Origin of the sequence: Paenibacillus sp. MER 180 (assembly GCF_023713665.1) — a bacterium.
GTDB classification, from domain to species: domain Bacteria; phylum Bacillota; class Bacilli; order Paenibacillales; family Paenibacillaceae; genus Paenibacillus_B; species Paenibacillus_B suaedae.
Window position 1 is genome coordinate 1 of record NZ_JAMAVT010000001.1, and the last position, 19019, is coordinate 19019.

Here is a 19019-nt window from a genome sequence, read left to right on the forward strand (position 1 = left end):
TTTCACGGGAGAGAGTTTCCGCTTCAAGCAAGCGATGGAACGGGTTCCTTTGTAGCTTTGCAGGTGGATGGCAAGTGCTTTGGCATTTTTGGCTGCAAAATTGAGCATTTTTCACTTGCAAAAAACAACCGGGTAGCGTTAAGAATTTTGTGTAAATTAAAATATCCTTCCCTTATAGAAGGCTGTGTTAGTCTCTAGTACTGTACATGGCTTGGAGTTCAGCCCGTGCTCGGTCAAAACCAATATGGCATTGAGTAGCAAATCATTGGTTGTAGCTCTCGAACTGCGATACCAGAAACTTCTCTAGTGCTTCTTCATGCGGAAACTGCTCTTTTCGCTTTGTACACTTCTTAGTTTGTTTGTTAAATGACTCAATTAGATTGGTTTTTCCAAATTGGCTATGGAAAGCTATACAACGTAAAGATGTATGGGCTATCACGCAGAGATTTAATTACCTTAGGATAAACGGCTTTCCACTTCTCACAAAAAGTCACTAGAGCAGCTTTCCCGGACCGCTCATCTTCTGCTCAGTACACAGCTTTGAAATCATCACAGATACTTGCTCGGGCAGATACACGTACTTTATGAGCAATATTACATGCTACGTGTACGCAGCATGATTGGTATTTGGCCTTTGGATATACTTGCTCAATTGCTGCCACAATGCCCTTCAATCCATCTGAGGCGAACAACAACTTCCTCTACACCATGCTCCGTCACTTCCAGCAACAGCTCATTCCATACATAGGCGATTCGGTTGGAGCAATGGTGTACGTTAATACTTCCTAAGAACCATCTTCACGAATACCAACTGCAATATACACAGCCTCTTTGGAGGCCGTTTCACGTTTAACTGCAATATATGTAGCGTCGATGTAGACGCAACCATATCGCTTAGCTAGTTCCCGCTTAGCGAAAGCGTCGACTTGCTCGACCATAGTCTTCGTCATATTTAATATGGTTTGTGGCTGATGGCCGTATCAGATCGCACCATTGTTTCAAGGAAGTAGAGCTTGTACTTCCTCGGTGTTGATGACTTACACCGTTACCTAGACGGAACCATGCCTGTTAAGCTAATTGATAACGTTAAGCACTACATGCGAATTATCAATCTATCCAGCTCTCATCATTGCAGTGATGGATTTGATGGGCGTTTTATACATCTATCACTTGTCACCGGATCAAACATGCTTCCTAATTTGACACTGAAGCACCATATTGAAACAGGCGCCGAGCAACTTCAATTTATTAACATATATATGACTCCCAAAAGGGCACACCAGAAGATAGCTCCTGTTATGAAGGAAATAATCCAGCCTCGTCCTACTTCAAGTTGTTCATCATCTTTTTCATGAAAGTGAGGCATAAAAACAACTCCCCAAATGTGAAATGTATTCACAGTGTGGGGAGAGTATCGCTATATCTATACATTTGATTGCGAAATAACCGCTTTACCCTATCAATAGGCATTTTTATTCATGAACCCGTTCCAAATCGTTCTCCAGATAATCTTAATATCAAATAATAAAGACCAATTTTCAATATAGAAGATATCGTAACGAATCCGTTCCTCTATAGATGTATCACCGCGTAGGCCATTGCTTTGAGCCCAGCCTGTAATTCCAGGACGCACATGATGTTTAACCATGTACTTCGGAATTTCTTCCTTAAATTGTTCTACGAAAAACGGTCGTTCCGGCCTAGGGCCAACAATACTCATATGACCAAAAAGTACATTAAAAAACTGCGGTAGTTCATCCAAGCTCGTCTTGCGGAGGAAGCTACCAAATTTCGTACGTCGAGGGTCATTTTCGGTTGTCCACACTGTATCCGATGTTTTATCTGAACTGACCTTCATGGAACGGAACTTATACATCATAAAATTACGCCGGTTGAGCCCGACACGCTCTTGCTTAAAAATTACTGGCCCTGGCGATGTTAACTTAATCCCTAAAACAACGAATATCATAACGGGAAGTGTCAATATTATTGCAAAGAGTGAAAAAGCAATATCGAAAGCTCGCTTGAATACCTGGTTACGCAGCATATCTAGCGGAATATCTCGCACGTTAATCATCGGCATTCCAGCAAAGTTATCGAAATACGGACGCGATGGCAAATAGTCGAAAAAGTCTGGGATGATAAGTGCACGGACACCAGCTTTTTCACAAAGATCAATAATATGTGGGAACTTATGATGGGCATCAAGTGGTAGTGCTAGTATGACCTCATCAATAAGACGATCGCTTAATAATTGTTCCAGATCACCCAATGCACCTAATATCGGTTTAAATCTTTTCGTTTCTAAGGTATCCCACTCTGCGTTATCATCAAGAAACCCAATGACTTCATAACCTAGTTCTGGATAACTTCGAAGGTTCTCATAAAACCGCTTGCCAAGCGTACCGGCCCCGAGAATTAGAATGAATTGTTTATTATAGCCCTTTTGTCGTATCGAACGCAGCATAACTTTAACCGAGTATCGATAAAATACCGTACCTAGCGTAGAGACCGTTACGAATATTGCCAGAAATTCACGGGAAATGTGAATCTGCTTAAAGAAAAACAACAATCCCAACAAAATGAACAGACTAATAACATGTGTCTGAATGATACGTATTAACTGGTCGGCGAATCTCTTTTTCCTGTGAAAATGATACAAAGAGGAAATGGCTCCTACGACAAGGACTGCTCCTGCATAGACTGCCCCCCAACCGACATATGTAGAGAACGGCAACGGAGTATCATTATCCAGCCAATTGCTCATAAATTTCAATATCCACGCGATGCCAAACGCCAACATCATCGCAATAACGTCAAAAATCATATAAATCTTCGACAAAAACTTTTGATTTTTGCGAATCATTGTGCAAACCTCTTTTTCAAAGGATGTAGTAACAGAACCATTATACTAGAAATGATCATGTAAGTTAAGGTGGAAGGGAATGATTGTTAATTATTTTTCATTTTCTGTCGAATTGCCGTCGTCCCTTTTGCTAATGCGTTAAGAAGAAGTGCAACTGACATTTTCAACCCCATCCCAGCATACATAAGCCCATTTACCCAGAAAGGGTACTTTTTACGAAAATGCTTGTTATAGAGTACAAAGAAGGCCCTATGAAATTCATACGTAATCTTAAATGGTTTATTACGACTACTGGCTCGTTTATAATGAATAATTTGCGTCTTTGGATAATAATAATTCACCCATCCCGCTTGCTTAATGCGGTAGCACCAATCGACATCTTCCCCGTACATAAAGAAATCCTCATCCAACATCCCCACTTGATCTATAACCTCTCGTCTTACCATCATAAATGCACCTATTAAGCAATCGATCGGATACTCCTCGTCGGGATCTAAATCTTCACGGTGATAGGCGTTGATCCGCGGATTCTTCGGAAAGAGCTTAGATAAGCGCGACACATAGTAAAATGTGGCCGATGGAGTAGGAAATCCTCTGCGGCATGCCTTGTCTAAGGAACCGTCAGGCAGTACTACTTTGCATCCAGATACACCTACAATTGTGTTGGCATCCATAAAGTTTATCATTATATCTAATGTATCACGATCGATTATTGTATCTGAATTCAGAAGGAGTACATACCTGCCTTTGGCGATTTGCATCCCCTGATTATTAGCCTTTGAGAATCCTAAGTTATCTTTGTTAGTAATTAACTTTACTTGAGGATACTGCTCTCTAATTACATGTACAGAGTCGTCATATGAAGCATTGTCTATAAGAATAACTTCGAATTGATAACTAGTTAATGATTTATAAACAGACTCCAGGCAGTTTAGTGTCAATTGCATTGTATTATAGTTAATGATAATAATGGTTAAGTCCATAATTCACCTACTTCATGGAGATACTCTCATTGTAACATATATAATAACTCCAAATAATGAAAAGACTGCCTAAGCATCTGATGCTCAGCCAGTCTATATGTTTAATCAATGTATTTTCCGAGGAATTTTACTAACGATTCCCTCCATGGAGGTAAATCCACAAAATTATTAGATTTAATCGACATGTGCTCCATTACAGAAAAACGAGGTCTTGGAGCAGGTCGAGGAAATTCTTCAGTAGTGCACGGATGGACTGTGATATTAATCGACTTCTCCTCAAAGATAGCACAAGCAAAATCGTACCAGGAGCACTGTCCTTGATTAGAGGCGTGATAAATACCGTATTTATCAGTGCCTATTAATTGTTCTATGAAGTACGCTAAATCCTCAGTATAGGTTGGTGATCCAACTTGATCAGATACAACCTTCAATTCATTTAACTCTTTCCCTAATTTTATCATGGTTTTAACGAAATTATTTCCATTTGAACCATATACCCAAGATGTTCTTACGATATAATATCGTGAACATAAAGACTGAGTTAAAATTTCCCCGGCTCTTTTGGATTTTCCATAGATAGTTACCGGATTAGTATTATCATATTCATGGTAGGGTTGTGTAGCCGTTCCATCAAACACATAATCTGTACTAACATAGCAGAATTTTATACCCATTTTTTCTGCAATAGCTGCTAAATTTCGTGTTCCATCTGCATTAACCCTATATGCTTCCACAATATCTTGCTCTGCTTTATCGACAGCTGTATACGCTGCACAATGAATGATTACATCTGGAGATAACAGTGTCACTACACTATGACATTGGTTCGAATCTGTAATGTCCATATCATCTCTGCTCATACCAAAAACTTCGTGCTCCTTCTGAACAAAGAAACGAGCAACGTCAGACCCTAATTGACCTTTAACACCTGTTACAAGAATCTTCATAACTAATTCCCCAAACGCATACCGTATTGCTTTTCATAATACGTTTGATACTGTCCAGATTGAATTCTCTCCCACCAAGCCTTATTGTCTAAGTACCATTTTATTGTTTCCTTTATTCCCGTTTCAAACGTATGTCTTGGATTCCATCCTAATTCCGTTGAAATCTTAGTAGCATCAATTCCGTATCGACGATCATGACCAAGACGATCTTCTACGTACTTGATCAAAGACTCTGGTTTATTTAACTCTTGGAGGATCGTTCTCACAATTTCAATATTAGTACGTTCATTATTACCACCAATATTGTAAACCTCGCCACTAACACCCTTATGAATGACAAGATCGATTGCACTGCAGTGATCTTCTACGTACAACCAGTCACGAACATTTAGTCCATCCCCATATACAGGCAGTTGCTTATCATTCAGAGCATTAGCAATCATAAGTGGAATCAATTTCTCTGGGAACTGATATGGTCCATAGTTATTAGAACAACGTGTTATATTAACCGCCATCCCAAATGTTTCATGATAAGCACGTACTAATAAGTCTCCCCCTGCTTTACTCGCGGAATATGGACTATTCGGAGTAAGTGGCGTTTCTTCTGTAAAGAGCCCCGTTTCTCCAAGAGTCCCGTATACTTCGTCGGTCGAAACTTGTACAAATTTGGTTATTGCGTACTTTTTGGCCATATCAAGAAGAACTTGAGTACCCAGCACATTCGTTTTCACAAAAATCTCAGGCTCCAAAATCGAGCGATCAACATGAGACTCAGCTGCAAAGTTGACAACAATGTCAGCCCCTTGCTTAAAGATAGCCTCCATAGCACTAGTATCTGCAATATCAGCTTTTACAAATGAATAATTACTATTCTCTTGTACACTTTGAAGATTTTCAAGGTTTCCGGCATAAGTCAGCGCGTCTACATTGACAATCTGATAATCAGGATATTTATTCAACATATACATGACGAAGTTACTTCCGATAAATCCAGCTCCGCCCGTTACAAGTAATTTCACCTTATATCCTCCTACTCAAAATTATTATCAGCATCAGCTAATGTAGGATGCTGCTTATCTTTATCTGATAAGATTGGGAATGACACTGGCCAATCAATCCCCAGCTGCGGATCATCCCAACATATTCCCCGGTCATACTCAGGTGCATATAGTGCATCTACTTTATACTGCACCTCAGTATTAGGGACAAGGGTACAATAACCATGAGCAAAGCCTTGGGGAACAAGCAACTGTCGCTTGTTATGCTCACTCAAAATAACACCAACCCATTTCCCATAGGTGCTGGAGTTCTTTCTAATATCAACAATAACATCATAAATAGCACCGGATGTCACTCTAAGAAGCTTGGTTTGTGCCTTGGGATTAAGCTGATAATGCAGTCCTCTTAATACACCAGCCTCCACTGAAAGAGCATGATTGTCTTGAATAAAAACCGTGTCTATTCCATGCTGAGCGAATACCTCACTGTTGTAACTCTCCATAAAAAATCCTCTAGTGTCTCCAAACACCTTAGGCTCAACTAATAAAGCACCGTTCAGCGATAAAGGAGTAACAATCATCAATATGCCTCCTTATAATTTTAATTTCCCAAACTCTTCGCTGAATGTTATTTCCTTCGCCAGTTCATTTGCGCGCTGGAGTGAAGCATGAGTACCAGCATCAGTCCACCAACCATTCAATACATCAAATGTTAACTCTTTGCGTTGAATATATGCATTATTAACATCTGTTATTTCCAATTCTCCGCGGCCTGATGGCTTCAGCGTCTTAATAATTTCGAATACCGCGCTATCAAACATATATATTCCTGTTACAGCAAAGTTACTCTTAGGCTGTTTAGGTTTCTCTTCGATGGATACAATGATATCGCCTTCTAATTCAGCAACACCATAGCGTTGAGGATCATGAACTTCCTGCAACAATATCTTTGCCCCATTCTTTTGAACACGGAAGTTTTCAACGTAATCAGTAATATCATCCTCAAACACATTATCGCCCAAAATAACGATCATCTGATCATTTCCTACAAAATGTTCAGCAAGATCGAGGGCTTGTGCAATTCCACCAGCTTCATCCTGTACTTTATAAGTAAAGCATACTCCCATATCACGACCACTGCCTAGCAAGTTAACAACTTCCCCCATATGCTCTTTACCGGTTACAATAAGTATATCCTGAATGCCTGCTTGCTTTAATTTATTTACAGAGTGGAAGATCATAGGATACTTTCCCACTGGCAGCAAATGCTTATTCGTCACCTTTGTTAGTGGATATAATCTTGATCCCGTACCGCCTGCTAATATAATACCTTTCATATCGACACTTCCTTATGTAATATTTTAAATATAGAATTTCTTAATACTCTCAATAACTTTATCAATATCATTACGGGAGATATTGTAGTATAACGGTAATCTTAACAGTTTTTCACTTTCAACTGTTGTATATCTATCTTCACCATGGAAATATCCGAATTTCATTCCAGCTTCAGAAGAATGCAAAGGAACGTAATGGAAAACAGATTGAATATTCTCATCCTTTAAATACTTCATTAATCTTGATCTTTCATCTAAAGAGCCGCATTTTATATAAAACATGTGCGCGTTATGAGTACAACCTTCAGGGATAGTAGGTAAATTTATATATCCTTTGCTCTCAAGCTCCCCTAGACCTAAATAATATCTATTCCAGCTCTCTAAACGATTATTATTAATTTCCTCTGCCTTTTCTAATTGAGCGTATAGAAATGCAGCATTAATCTCACTAGGTAAATAGGAAGAACCAATATCAACCCATGTATACTTATCTACTTGCCCTCTAAAAAACCTAGAACGATCTGTTCCCTTTTCACGTATAATTTCCGCTCGTTCTATGTAGTTCTCATGGTTGGCTAATAAAGCTCCGCCCTCGCCACAATTATAGTTTTTTGTTTCATGGAAACTGTAACAGCCGAGATGTCCAATTGCCCCCAAATGACGGCCCTTATATTGACTCATAACCCCTTGAGCAGCATCTTCAATGACAATCAAGTTATGCTTATTCGCTAGATCCATTATCTTATCCATCTCACAAGAGACGCCAGCATAATGAACGGGTACGATTGCTTTCGTTTTTGGAGTAATAGCGGCTTCTATTAACGATTCGTCTATATTCATGGTGTCGGGACGAATATCTACGAAAACAATCTTGGCACCTCTTAATACAAAAGCATTAGCAGTGGAAACAAAGGTGTATGAGGGCATTATTACCTCGTCACCTTCCTTAATGTCTGCTAACATAGCTGCCATCTCTAAAGCATGAGTACAGGAAGTAGTCAACAAAACCTTTGCTGAATCAAAATTTCTCTCCATCCACTCATTTGAGATTTTCGTAAAGTGACCGTCACCGGAAAATTTTCTTTCCATTATCGCTTGTTGAATAAATAAATGTTCATTGCCTGTTATTGCAGGAACATTAAATAATATCATACGATTTCTCTCCTTTTAACAACCACTGCCGGGTTCCCCATAGCTACAGAATAAGGTGGAATACTTCTCGTTACAATGGAGCCAGCACCAATTATACTGCCTTCCCCAACAACGACTCCAGGTAGAATAGTAGAGTTACCACCAATCCAAACGTTGTCTCCAATCACAACAGATTTCGCTGTATCTGGGAGGTTTAAATATTTATAATCGTGAGAAGCTGAGAATATAGTTACATTAGGCCCCAATGCAATATTATCGCCAAAAATAATTTCTGCTTCTTTAATATGATATGATCCGAACAATTGACATCCTCTATTTATCCATACGTTATTTCCTATCCTTATCTTGGATGGATATCTAAAATATGTTTTATAATCAATATTATTTTTCTTACCATACTTTTTAAACATCACTTTAAAAGTAAGCTGTCTTAATAAAGGAGGCATTACCTCAAGTAATATAAATAGGAAGTTGAATAAATAAGAGTATGAACTAAATAGAAACCTTTTCATAGGTTGAAAACTATCACTCCTACTACAATTATCATTGTTGATAAAGCTTTTTGTCTCGTTAAACGTTCTCTCAACATTAAAGCTGATAATATCAAAGTACATACAAAGTTCAATGCTATTACAATTGTTAAAGTTTTAAAATTGACATAATTTAGAAGGAGCACCGACATGATCGTAGATAAAAAAAATAAAGAATATCCTAAAATAGTTTCAACATTTAGAAAAGATACTATTGATCTCCCGTTTATTTTAAGAGCGCCTTTCTTGAGTAAGATTTGAGCAAAACTATTTACTAGAATTAAAGATACAATTAAAATAACACTCATGTTTCCTCACACTTTATATTTTGCACAACTATCCCTATCATGATTATTGACACTCCCAAAATATTTGTAAAAGTAATTTCCTCATTGAAAATTGCATAACTCAAAATAAGAATAAACAAATTATTAATTGCTGTTAATGGGTATGCCACTGATAGATCAATTTTCCTAAGAGTTAGCTGCCAAAATACAGACTGTATCAACAACGAGACAATAGATAGTAAATAGAACTTATTTACGATTAACTGAAAAATATTGTTACCTTGGTAATCTATTGCTGCAAACTTAGAAAACATAAATGATAATGACTGAAATAGTATACTCAACAAAAGAAATAAATAATTATTTTTAAATTTCACTTTCCTCCTGCCTTCCCCATATATAAAATGCAGAATCAGGCCCGTTATGAAATAATAAGTCCAGTATAGTTACATAGTGATCAAATGGGGGGTGAAATTGCTCATACTCTTTGTAGTTGGTGTAATCTTTATACACAAGTTCAATCCCCTCATTCTTAAATCTATCGTCATCTATGTAACTTTTTGCTGCTGGTCCTGAGATATAGGATGTTGCATCTGCCGCTTTAAGGAGGTTGATGAGTCTCTCTAACCTCTTACCTTCAGTATGGAACTCACGAGAATCCATGAACTCCGTGGTAATTCCTAAGAACTCACGAGATATATAAGTTATCAAATACTGATTAAGTTCAGATAAGCTCTCCCATTTCCGCTCTATATAAACATACTCAAGAAACTCATTATACTCTTTAAAGAATGGCGCCTTAGAATATAGCGCTGTAAGAGTCTTGTAGTGTTTAGACGTCCACTGCAAATTTTGAAAACCTGCTTCATGAATCAATGACTCACTTGAAGCACTTACAGGTATGGTAATCCACTGAGTTCCTTGGGGAGTTTTTACCTTGTTTCTATTTCTCCAATCATTTTTTGTATACTGTACATCATCGTAAAAAATAAAGAGATCCACATCATTAATGATATCGAAATAGCCTTTCCAAGGGATGTAGTTAGATTGAAGCACTGCAACTTTCTTTGTCATGACTTTATTCCTCTTCTATAGAATATTGTTCCCGCCTTAATAAAGGCATTATTCCCCACATCATTAGAGTCAATTATCGTCGTTCCCGCACCTATGAAGCAATGATCTCCCACTTTAGAGAATCCACACATTGTAGTCCTTGGAGAAAGGAAATTGTTATTCCCTACAACGCAATCATGATTAATAATTGAACCAGGCCATATAAATGTCAACTCACCAATTTGAGTATTCAAATCAATGATACTGCCTGTACATATTATGGTTCCAGCACCTAGTTTGACTGATTCATGAACGAACGCATTGGGATGAACTAATGATAGTACTTCATACCCTGAACGTATAACTTTTTGGTATACGTCCCAACGAGCATTTAAATTGTTATAGCCAATAGCAATAACAATTTTATATTCTTCACTTCTAAATGTCTTCTTGACTTCATCAAACGTACCAATTATGTGTTCACCAGTGTGGAAGTCATCAATGAATCCTGCAACATTATGCCCGCAAGTAATCGCGAGTTCTTTAACATAACTAGCAAATAACTGCGATCCGTAAATAATAACATTTTCCACTTAAACAACCCCAAGAATTAATTATATATTTTTTTCACTACTGTTATTGGTCTTTGCTTGGACTCGTTATAAATCTTAGAAATATAAATCCCCAATGTTCCTATTGAAAAGAGGATAATCCCACCCAAAAACCAAACAGACACCATCAAACTGGTCCAACCACCAATTATTGAATTAATAAATATTCTTCTGAAAATCAAGTAAATTGCATATACTATTGACATAGACGACAAAGTTAATCCAGTTAACATAATGATAGATAGCGGCTTACTACTAAATGAGGTAATAGCCTCCGTCATTAATGCTATCTTTCTAAGAAAATTATAAGATGATTTACCTTTGTATTTTTTTGTTATCTTATATTCTTTCTGCTTATAACCAACATGTTCAAATAAAGCAGCTAGAAACACATTCTTATCTTGTAGAGAAAGCAATGCATCTACATATCTGCGACTCATTAATCTAACTGTACATATATTTTCTTTGATTTTCGTATCTGAAAGGCTATTAAATATTTTATAAAATAAAGACCCTGCTACTTTTTTATAGTAAGAGCCATCTCTTATATCTTGTACACCATATATTACATCATACTCTCGGTCTTTTTCCCATTCTTGATAGAAGTCAACTAATAGCTCTGGCTCTTCTTCCAGGTCACAATCTATAAGATAGATAATCTCACCCGTAGCATAAGAGAGTCCGGTTAGTATTGCTTTGTGATGACCGAAATTCCTAGATAAATCAATTACCTTTACTGCAGAGTCTTTATCTCTAATCTTCAAAGCAGTATCAAGAGAATTATCTGGCGACCCATCATTAACCATGATTATTTCATGCTGCATATTCAATTGACTCAAAGCTTTCTTAATTCGTTCGTGAAACTCAACTAAGTAAGCTTCTGATCGATATAATGTTGTTACAATGGAAATCTGCATGTAAATCCCCCATCATCTACTCTACACTAATATTAGTTACATAAATCCCTAACTCACGTTCATCAGCATTTATATTTAGGTCCTTAGGTACAAAGGAATCACTTAGGGTAATATTCACCTCTACATCTTGATTTATAGGCAATGAATCTACTTTAATATTAAAGTCCCCTGATTCAAGTCGTCGTGTGTCTATGATGTTATTATTAATGCTAATAATTATATCAATCGTGCTGTACACTTCTGGAACTTGACCTTCAATTGTGATTCTTCCTTTTTCTCCTGATTCTAGTTTTAGTTTTGAATGTTTGGACATCCATCTTGCATTATTGTTCTCAGGCTCATACCAACCTTCCAAGTATTCCATACTTTCGACGTTAACAAATTTATTATACTCTTTGTATTCCGCAACATTACTTATATCGATCAAATAAAACATTTTGTCTTTTATAATAGTTGTATCAGGGTCAAGTTCATAATTTTTTATTACTTTCATAACTTCCTTATACTCACCTGAAACATTGTCGTAAGGCATAATGAAGTATTTCACATTGGCCCATTTTACATACTTCAAAAAGTTTTCTTTGGTTTTAATTATTTCAAAATTGCCATACCTAGAGTTAATATGAGGCACGTCTTCAAATCGACATGATAATTCATTTAATGTTTGTTCTTTACCGAATCCTAAGCAGTTATAGTTTTTGCCTTCCTTGATATACTGTTCAATTTCCCATAAGCCTTCCTGTTTAAAAAGAGTTTCCTTTCTTATTACCGATTCAAAGTCCGTTTTGGTCAAATCAGCATTAAAAACAGCGGTTCCCCAACTCCAAGAAAAATGAGAAACGAACATGAGCGAAGTTTGAACAATTAAAAAGAGAATTAAGGCTATTTGAAAGATCCTGATTTTACCAAAAATTGGATCAATTGTGTTTAGAAATACGATAGAACAAAGAATAATAGGGCCGATAAAATAATTTCCATCCCCACCTTCAGGTATAGTCGATACATAATAAATCACAGATAACATAATTGGTATCAAGCTAATAAATAGAAACAACGCTTCAGATTTAATATGATTTTTGAAAAGTACAATTACGATCACAGTGGCTAAAAATAAAAACACATACAGGTTACTAGGCCAAACCATTATGTAATGTGTATACTGTGCAGGATTAAAAATGATATTAGTCCAGTGTAGTACCATATCAAAGAAGCTTAGCTTAGTACTCAACAGCTCCATATCTGTTATGAAAGGATATTTCAGATCGAAGCCCATCATTCCCCACAAAGACCCTGCAACCGGATATATAGGATAGCCTGTTAACTTAAGTGTTCTGTAGCATACCAACAACCAAACCAAAATTGAAACAATCAATAGTATGCTACCCATCTTATGTTTTTTAACACTTACTAGGTCTATTAGTAGATGCTTATTCATTTTCTTGAAACAAATTATCGCAATAAGAAAACCAATATACAACAATGGGACATATAAATAGCTTGTTAGTTTTCCTCCGAATGAAATAAATGCTGCACATAGCGATAAAATAAAATAGAGACCTGATTTCTTATGTATCCATAAGAATAGATAATATCCCACTAATACAATAAAAAATGTCGTAAATATATCTGTCTTCGCAGTGGAAGCCATGTTACAGATGGCTGGTATACTAGCTAATAAACCAGTGTATAGTATTGACTTATTTTCGCTGAGGTTAACTGTTTTAAAAAATAGATAAATAAGTAAATATAGTAAAAACAAAAAAATAGTTGTACCAGCATAAATAAAACTGTGATCCCCCAAATTACTAATTGGTGCCAAGAACAATTCAAATAATTTAGGATAATAATGAACGTACATAGATAAACCTAATGAGTCAAAAAAAGAGTTCTGTCCAATCAATACCTGCTCGGGTCTCAATCCATACCATATTGAATCATAGTCTAATGCTGAATTCGATTTTGCAAATTGGATTAGTACAAGTATCCATATAAACAAAGAACCTATTTTCAAAAAATTTGATGCAGAATGGAACTTTACAAACAACTCATAAGATACCAAAGAGAACTGTCTATTGAAAATTATGCTAATAGATAATAAAACAAGAGTCAGGATTCTCAGATCCCAAAATGTCCCCTGACCAAGTATCGATAATAATAATGCACAAATTGACCAAATGGAGAAACCAACCATAAAGGAATTAATAATACTAAAGAGACATTTTTCTTTATATTGATTCAATTTAATTAATAAAGTCTTTCCAATAAAGAATATAATCTCTATATATAGGTAAACTGTTAGAACTGGAAGAAGTACTTGATGGAGCTTTAGATAAACAATAATTAATAAAATATTTACCCCTAATGCTACTTTTCGTTCTAGATTAACAACAGTGTTAAATACTATCATACAAAAAAGCAGTACAATTAGCTCTAATCCACCCTGAATGGTTTCCGGCTGTACGAAATGCCAACGATATACTCCGTATAAAATATTTTTTATAGAAAAAAAATTAAAGACTATAGATAAAAATAACAATGTAAAACTAGCAATAATGTATTTTTTCTTTATACTCAACATGACCCCTCTTCTTTCTCATCACAGTCAATCTTTTGTATTAATTGCTCTGTTCTCACTACATCATCTTCTGCTACGTATTCTCCAACTTGAACCTCGATTAAATGTAGATCTATCTTTCCAGGATTCTCGACTGAATGCTCGTCACCCATACGAATAAAAGTCGACTCGTTTGTACGCAGAAGAGATGTGTTTCCATTAACCGTAATAAGTGCTGTTCCACTAACAACGATCCAATGTTCATTACGATGGTAATGCATCTGCGTGTTTAACTTTTGTCCAGGTTTGATAACCACTTTTTTAATTTTATAGTTATCCTCATAGTCTAGAACTGTGTGGTTTCCCCACGGTCTATAAGCAGTCGTATGATTATCACATAGCGGAGAATGGTTCTGCTTTAATTGCTCTACGACCAATTTCACATCCTGTGACGATCCTTTTTTCGATATCAAAAGTGCATCTGGTGTATCCACGATAATGAGATCCTGTACATCTACGGTGGCTACATAGCGATCATTGGAAATGACTAAGTTATTGTTGGAGTTAACTTGATTATAACTAGCACCAAGTGTATTCCCTGATTCATCCTTCGGAAGTTCTTGATATAAAGCTTCAAAGCTACCTAGATCAGACCATCCTATTTGAGCAGGAATCATCTTAACACATTTACTCTTCTCCATAACTGCATAGTCAATGCTATCTGATGGAATCTGAATCATATCTTCTTTCTGAATACGTGTAACATATTCATATGTCTTCGCACTTTCAAAGGCCTGACGGCTTGATTCATATATTTCGGGAGCGTGATTTTTCAACTCATTAAGGAAAATACCTGCTTTGAAAAGAAACATGCCACTATTCCAATAGAAATTCCCTTGCTCTATGTAATGTTCTGCTGTGGTTAGATCAGGTTTCTCCTTAAATGAAACTACGTCGTATCCATTTGCCTCGATATATCCATATCCCGTTTCCGGGTATTCTGGGTGTATTCCGAAGGTAACGATAGCTCCTGTCTCGGCAATACTCGTAGCATCCTTAACGCATTTCGAATACTCTTGATGGTTCTTAACGATATGATCTGATGGAGTAACAAGCACAAGTTCTTCTTCATCAGCCATCATACAGGCTAAAGCAATAGCAGGAGCAGTATTTCGTCCAATTGGTTCCAAAAGGAACCTGGCACCTTGATAGCCAAGCTCCTCTACATGATCCAATGCTAAAAAATACTGCTCCTCATTAGAAACAATCAAAGTGTCCTTACACAATGTACGGTTACGTTCCAATGTCATTTGAAAAAGAGAACGCTCACCAATTAGCTTATTAAATTGTTTTGGATAAAGTGTGCGGGACAACGGCCATAATCGTGTTCCATTGCCACCGCATAGTACCACATTAATCATTACAATCTCCCTTAGTCGAAATCCATTGATATAACCGCTTTAGCTGCTTTCTCTGTAAAATGTTCCTCGATGTATTTACCCGAGTTTCCAGAAAGTTCATCCCATTTAGATTTATCTGAGTAAACATCAATCGTTGCAGCAGCAAACATATCTTCGTCATCTGTAATTCTTAAAGATGATCCTACTGCTTCTAGACCTTCTGCACCAATCGTTGTTGTTACAGTAGGTACTTGATGGTACATGGCCTCTACTACTTTTCCTTTTACGCCTGCACCAAACCTTAGAGGAACCACAACAACTCTACATTGATTATAGTAATTCGTTAATTGCTCGTCTGTCACATACCCCGTTACAATAATATCATCTGATTGTAGGGATTTAATGTCATCCGGTGGATTTGAACCAACAATATAGAATTTGATATCAGCATGGGCTTCCTTTATTTTGGGCCAAATTTGATTAATAAACCACATTACTCCATCATGATTAGGCTTATGGTTAAAGCCTCCTACGAACAATAAATGTTTTCTATTTTCAAAATCAGAAGCATGCTCATAACGTGTCGGATAGATGAATAATGGAATATTTCGAACAAGCTTACTCGGGAACTCTTGCTTTAAAACTCCCTGTTCATAGTCTCCGACCACATGAACTACATCGGATTTAGTAATTAATTCGAATTCTTTCTGTTTCCATTCTTCAGCTGATTTTAATAAAGCTGAATTCCCGGTTATTTCATAGTTGCGCATTTCTCTAATATAATGAAGATCGTGGCCAAAATATATGACTTTCGCTTTAGTATATTTTTTGAATACATCAATGTACTTTATAGAAATATGCGGCCTATTCAAATAAACATAATCAAAGTATTGGCCGTTGTTTTTAATCCACTGCATTATATTTTTGGCATACCAATTTCCATACAGAACTTCAATTCCAAGCTGTTGAAGTTCTGCAGTATAAGGTTCGTGTTGGTAGAAATTATCGCCGATAAATATGACTTTGTAGCCTAATGAAACAAACAGCTTGGAATAGAAATACGTACATCTACCCCCTGCATCCTTATCATAGTGCGGTACATAATGATCTACGATAACAATAACCTTTTTATGCTTGCTTCTGTCTCGGGCTAGAAATACATGTTCTGCATTATTAAAATGCTGTTCATACAATGTATCTGCCCACTTCTCCAAGAACTTTTCCTTATTTTTAAGCTGATAGCTCTTAATTCCACTACCGGTATCTGTCCCATGTGAAATTCCTTCAAAATGTACTACAACAGAACTTGGTTGAAATACAACCCTGTAGCCTAATCTCCTAACTTCAAATGCTAAGTCAGTATCCTCAAAATATGCAGGTACATATCTTTCGTCAAAGCCTCCAAGTTGATTCCAAAGCGACTTTCTTATCATAATAGCAGCGCCTGATATATAATCCGATTCTTTGACATAGTTGTATTCTGGCTTGTGTGGATCATCTAATCGACCATAGTTCCACCCACTCGCATCATTCCAAATGATTCCGCCAGCTTCTTGTTGCCTGCCATCAGGATAAACTAACTTTGAACCTGACAACCCAATCGTAAGATCATTTTCCATTAGATTTACTAACGAAGAGAGCCATTCAGGTTGAACGTTCGTATCATTATTCAAGAAGAAAATATATTTCCCCTTCGCATGTTCAGCAGCATTGTTGCAATTAAGCAAGAAGCCTCTGTTTTCTCCATCACGAACAACTGTTACATTTTCCACATATTCTTTTAAGTTAACCGTTTCATCCGTGGACATATCATCTGCTACAATTACTTCATAGGATATGTCTTTCGTGTTTTCCAAAATAGAAGTTAAACAAGCATAAGTATAATTCCATTGATTATAGACAGGAATTATGATCGAAACCATTGGATTAATTGGATTATCAAATATCAATTTCGAATAAATTTCGCCCTCAAATAATTGAAGGTTTTTAATTTCTCCGACCTGTGTATTTCGATCGATGTAAGTATCAATCCGTTGTTCTAACCTTGATAATTCTTCAGTTTTCGAATAATAGATCACTTTTTTGAGGTTCTCACGATTAAGCTTTGATAGCATTCTTTTAGGGTTTTTCAAGGCTTTTATTGAGAGTTTAGCTACTATTTTCCTTCTGCTGTTATTAGGTAACAAAATATCCCTTACTCGATATAATTTACAAAGAAACGACCATCCTGTTGAATCCAAAATTTGATGAAGTCTTCTTTCTTGAACAAGCAGAAGTTCGATATGACCTTTTTTATTATTTATTTCGGTTATATAATTGGATATTTCTCCATCCTTATCACTTGCTTCTTTTTGCGCTTCCACCAATTGGTTCTCAACGTCAATTAATTGAGAACGCTTTACCTTTAATTGATCTGTTATGTCAGATAATTCATGAACTAACCTTTGATTCTCCTCATTTTTTGATTGCAACTCTACTTGATGTTTAGCAATTCGATAATCGATAACTTTATTCTGAATATCTATTGTTGACTGTAGTGTATTGTTTTCTTCAAATTTCAACCTCAAAAATGAAATTTCCTCATCTAAAGTTTTAATATGTTCATTACGTTCAGCAACTTCATCTTGTAAGTCTAGTATCCGATCAGTCATTTGGTCATATCTACTTGGGTAAGGTGCCACTGAGGCTAATTTTATATTTTCTATTAGTGTTGAATTTGAACATACAGCAATCATATATTTTTCTAAGTAGTTATCATCTGTTGATTCTACACAGGCTTCCCAAGAATGCTGACAGTTGCCTTTAGGATTATCGTTAATAACTGAAAGCACTTCATATCTTTGCGAGAAGAGCTTCATTTCATTAAAATAAGTACCCAGAAACTCTCTGAATTCATTCTTATAAAATTCTTTTATATGAAATTGATTGTTATAGTTATATTTATCCGAATAGAGTTCTTTGTTAGGTGTTGATATTATTAAGAGGCCCTCTGGAACCAGAACTCTCTTAATTTCCTTCAAAAATTCATGCTGCACATGTTCATCTACATGCTCAATCGTTTCGAAAGATATGACTACATCGAATGAATCTAATTCAAACGGCATTGAATCAATCGAAGAGACCATATATATTAGATTTTTTTGTTTGTATTTCTGACTTGCTTCTATGATAGAGTTCTCATCAATATCTATGCCTACCACTTTATCAGCAGTAGAAGCCATCAAATATGAACCATACCCTTCCCCACAAGCAGCATCCAGTACACGTTTACCTTTAACTAGTTCTACGATCGTAAAATACCTTTGTAAGTGCTCAATTTTGATTTGGGGATCAGATACTTCAGGTAAATATCGTTCTCCTGTAAACTCCATTTTTTCACCTATC

18 protein-coding genes and 1 pseudogene are annotated in these 19019 nt (G+C 36.3%); 1 reads left to right on the plus strand and 18 read right to left on the minus strand.

Annotated elements, in window-relative coordinates; genetic code table 11:
• Positions 1–198: hypothetical protein (locus M3661_RS00005; RefSeq protein WP_251481146.1), on the plus strand; the 198-nt coding region annotated here is incomplete at its 5' end.
• Between the two features lie 64 nt (positions 199–262).
• Here the strand turns inward: M3661_RS00005 and M3661_RS30635 are convergent.
• The 18 genes and pseudogenes from M3661_RS30635 to M3661_RS00080 all read right to left on the minus strand — a co-directional run bounded on the left by M3661_RS30635 (position 263) and on the right by M3661_RS00080 (position 19006).
• On the minus strand, positions 263–439 hold the full coding sequence (locus M3661_RS30635) for a transposase (RefSeq protein WP_397376475.1): 177 nt from the start codon (positions 437–439) through the stop codon (positions 263–265).
• Positions 440–527: 88 nt separating this feature from the next.
• Positions 528–950 (minus strand): annotated as a pseudogene (locus M3661_RS30640) (transposase).
• Between the two features lie 509 nt (positions 951–1459).
• Positions 1460–2866 carry an undecaprenyl-phosphate glucose phosphotransferase gene (locus tag M3661_RS00015; RefSeq protein WP_251481148.1) on the minus strand — a complete coding sequence of 469 codons (1407 nt, stop codon included), beginning with the start codon at positions 2864–2866 and terminating at the stop codon, positions 1460–1462.
• An 86-nt stretch (positions 2867–2952) separates the two neighbouring features.
• A complete protein-coding gene (locus tag M3661_RS00020) occupies positions 2953–3849 on the minus strand; it encodes a glycosyltransferase family 2 protein (protein ID WP_251481150.1) in 897 nt (298 codons plus the stop codon).
• A 101-nt stretch (positions 3850–3950) separates the two neighbouring features.
• Positions 3951–4796, minus strand: a complete 846-nt coding sequence (gene rfbD / locus M3661_RS00025) for a dTDP-4-dehydrorhamnose reductase (RefSeq protein WP_251481152.1) — start codon at positions 4794–4796, stop codon at positions 3951–3953.
• 2 nt (positions 4797–4798) lie between these two features.
• Positions 4799–5815 (minus strand): dTDP-glucose 4,6-dehydratase, encoded by a 1017-nt coding sequence (gene rfbB, locus M3661_RS00030; protein ID WP_251481154.1) that lies wholly within the window; start codon positions 5813–5815, stop codon positions 4799–4801.
• A gap of 11 nt (positions 5816–5826) precedes the next feature.
• Positions 5827–6375 (minus strand): dTDP-4-dehydrorhamnose 3,5-epimerase, encoded by a 549-nt coding sequence (rfbC, locus tag M3661_RS00035; RefSeq protein WP_251481156.1) that lies wholly within the window; start codon positions 6373–6375, stop codon positions 5827–5829.
• Between the two features lie 12 nt (positions 6376–6387).
• Positions 6388–7131: a sugar phosphate nucleotidyltransferase gene (locus tag M3661_RS00040; RefSeq protein WP_251481158.1), complete on the minus strand. Its 744-nt coding sequence runs from the start codon at positions 7129–7131 to the stop codon at positions 6388–6390.
• A gap of 24 nt (positions 7132–7155) precedes the next feature.
• Positions 7156–8283 (minus strand): dTDP-4-amino-4,6-dideoxygalactose transaminase, encoded by a 1128-nt coding sequence (gene rffA, locus M3661_RS00045; RefSeq protein WP_251481160.1) that lies wholly within the window; start codon positions 8281–8283, stop codon positions 7156–7158.
• Positions 8280–8897 carry an acyltransferase gene (locus M3661_RS00050; RefSeq protein ID WP_251481162.1) on the minus strand — a complete coding sequence of 206 codons (618 nt, stop codon included), beginning with the start codon at positions 8895–8897 and terminating at the stop codon, positions 8280–8282. The genes rffA and M3661_RS00050 overlap by 4 nt, the downstream gene beginning before the upstream one ends.
• Positions 8792–9121, minus strand: coding sequence for an EamA family transporter (locus M3661_RS30645; protein WP_397376476.1), 330 nt, complete (start codon positions 9119–9121; stop codon positions 8792–8794). The genes M3661_RS00050 and M3661_RS30645 overlap by 106 nt, the downstream gene beginning before the upstream one ends.
• The gene (locus M3661_RS30650; RefSeq protein WP_397376482.1) at positions 9118–9414 is read right to left on the minus strand and encodes an EamA family transporter; all 297 of its coding nucleotides are present in this window, start codon (positions 9412–9414) and stop codon (positions 9118–9120) included. Before M3661_RS30650 ends, M3661_RS30645 begins: the two co-directional genes overlap by 4 nt.
• Before the next feature lie 52 nt (positions 9415–9466).
• On the minus strand, positions 9467–10174 hold the full coding sequence (locus M3661_RS00055) for a WbqC family protein (protein ID WP_251481164.1): 708 nt from the start codon (positions 10172–10174) through the stop codon (positions 9467–9469).
• Entirely contained in the window at positions 10171–10746 is a 576-nt protein-coding gene (locus M3661_RS30490; RefSeq protein ID WP_251481165.1) for a PglD-related sugar-binding protein, read from the minus strand. Before M3661_RS30490 ends, M3661_RS00055 begins: the two co-directional genes overlap by 4 nt.
• A 17-nt stretch (positions 10747–10763) precedes the next feature.
• The gene (locus tag M3661_RS00065) at positions 10764–11681 is read right to left on the minus strand and encodes a glycosyltransferase family 2 protein (RefSeq protein ID WP_251481166.1); all 918 of its coding nucleotides are present in this window, start codon (positions 11679–11681) and stop codon (positions 10764–10766) included.
• Positions 11682–11697: 16 nt separating this feature from the next.
• Positions 11698–14259, minus strand: coding sequence for a hypothetical protein (locus tag M3661_RS00070; RefSeq protein ID WP_251481168.1), 2562 nt, complete (start codon positions 14257–14259; stop codon positions 11698–11700).
• Positions 14253–15656 (minus strand): mannose-1-phosphate guanylyltransferase/mannose-6-phosphate isomerase, encoded by a 1404-nt coding sequence (locus M3661_RS00075; protein WP_251481170.1) that lies wholly within the window; start codon positions 15654–15656, stop codon positions 14253–14255. The genes M3661_RS00070 and M3661_RS00075 overlap by 7 nt, the downstream gene beginning before the upstream one ends.
• An 11-nt stretch (positions 15657–15667) precedes the next feature.
• Positions 15668–19006 (minus strand): glycosyltransferase, encoded by a 3339-nt coding sequence (locus tag M3661_RS00080; RefSeq protein WP_251481173.1) that lies wholly within the window; start codon positions 19004–19006, stop codon positions 15668–15670.
• Positions 19007–19019 lie beyond the last annotated feature (13 nt).

Excerpts from the sequence above, each read along its gene's own strand:
- M3661_RS00015 (WP_251481148.1), bottom strand. The coding sequence starts at position 2,866 with ATGATTCGCAAAAATCAAAAGTTTTTGTCGAAGATTTATATGATTTTT.
- M3661_RS00020 (WP_251481150.1), bottom strand. The coding sequence starts at position 3,849 with ATGGACTTAACCATTATTATCATTAACTATAATACAATGCAATTGACA.
- rfbD (WP_251481152.1), bottom strand. The coding sequence starts at position 4,796 with ATGAAGATTCTTGTAACAGGTGTTAAAGGTCAATTAGGGTCTGACGTT.
- rfbC (WP_251481156.1), bottom strand. The coding sequence starts at position 6,375 with ATGATTGTTACTCCTTTATCGCTGAACGGTGCTTTATTAGTTGAGCCT.
- M3661_RS00040 (WP_251481158.1), bottom strand. The coding sequence starts at position 7,131 with ATGAAAGGTATTATATTAGCAGGCGGTACGGGATCAAGATTATATCCA.
- rffA (WP_251481160.1), bottom strand. The coding sequence starts at position 8,283 with ATGATATTATTTAATGTTCCTGCAATAACAGGCAATGAACATTTATTT.
- M3661_RS00050 (WP_251481162.1), bottom strand. The coding sequence starts at position 8,897 with ATGTACTTTGATATTATCAGCTTTAATGTTGAGAGAACGTTTAACGAG.
- M3661_RS30645 (WP_397376476.1), bottom strand. The coding sequence starts at position 9,121 with ATGAGTGTTATTTTAATTGTATCTTTAATTCTAGTAAATAGTTTTGCT.
- M3661_RS30650 (WP_397376482.1), bottom strand. The coding sequence starts at position 9,414 with ATGTTTTCTAAGTTTGCAGCAATAGATTACCAAGGTAACAATATTTTT.
- M3661_RS00055 (WP_251481164.1), bottom strand. The coding sequence starts at position 10,174 with ATGACAAAGAAAGTTGCAGTGCTTCAATCTAACTACATCCCTTGGAAA.
- M3661_RS00065 (WP_251481166.1), bottom strand. The coding sequence starts at position 11,681 with ATGCAGATTTCCATTGTAACAACATTATATCGATCAGAAGCTTACTTA.
- M3661_RS00070 (WP_251481168.1), bottom strand. The coding sequence starts at position 14,259 with ATGTTGAGTATAAAGAAAAAATACATTATTGCTAGTTTTACATTGTTA.
- M3661_RS00075 (WP_251481170.1), bottom strand. The coding sequence starts at position 15,656 with ATGATTAATGTGGTACTATGCGGTGGCAATGGAACACGATTATGGCCG.
- M3661_RS00080 (WP_251481173.1), bottom strand. The coding sequence starts at position 19,006 with ATGGAGTTTACAGGAGAACGATATTTACCTGAAGTATCTGATCCCCAA.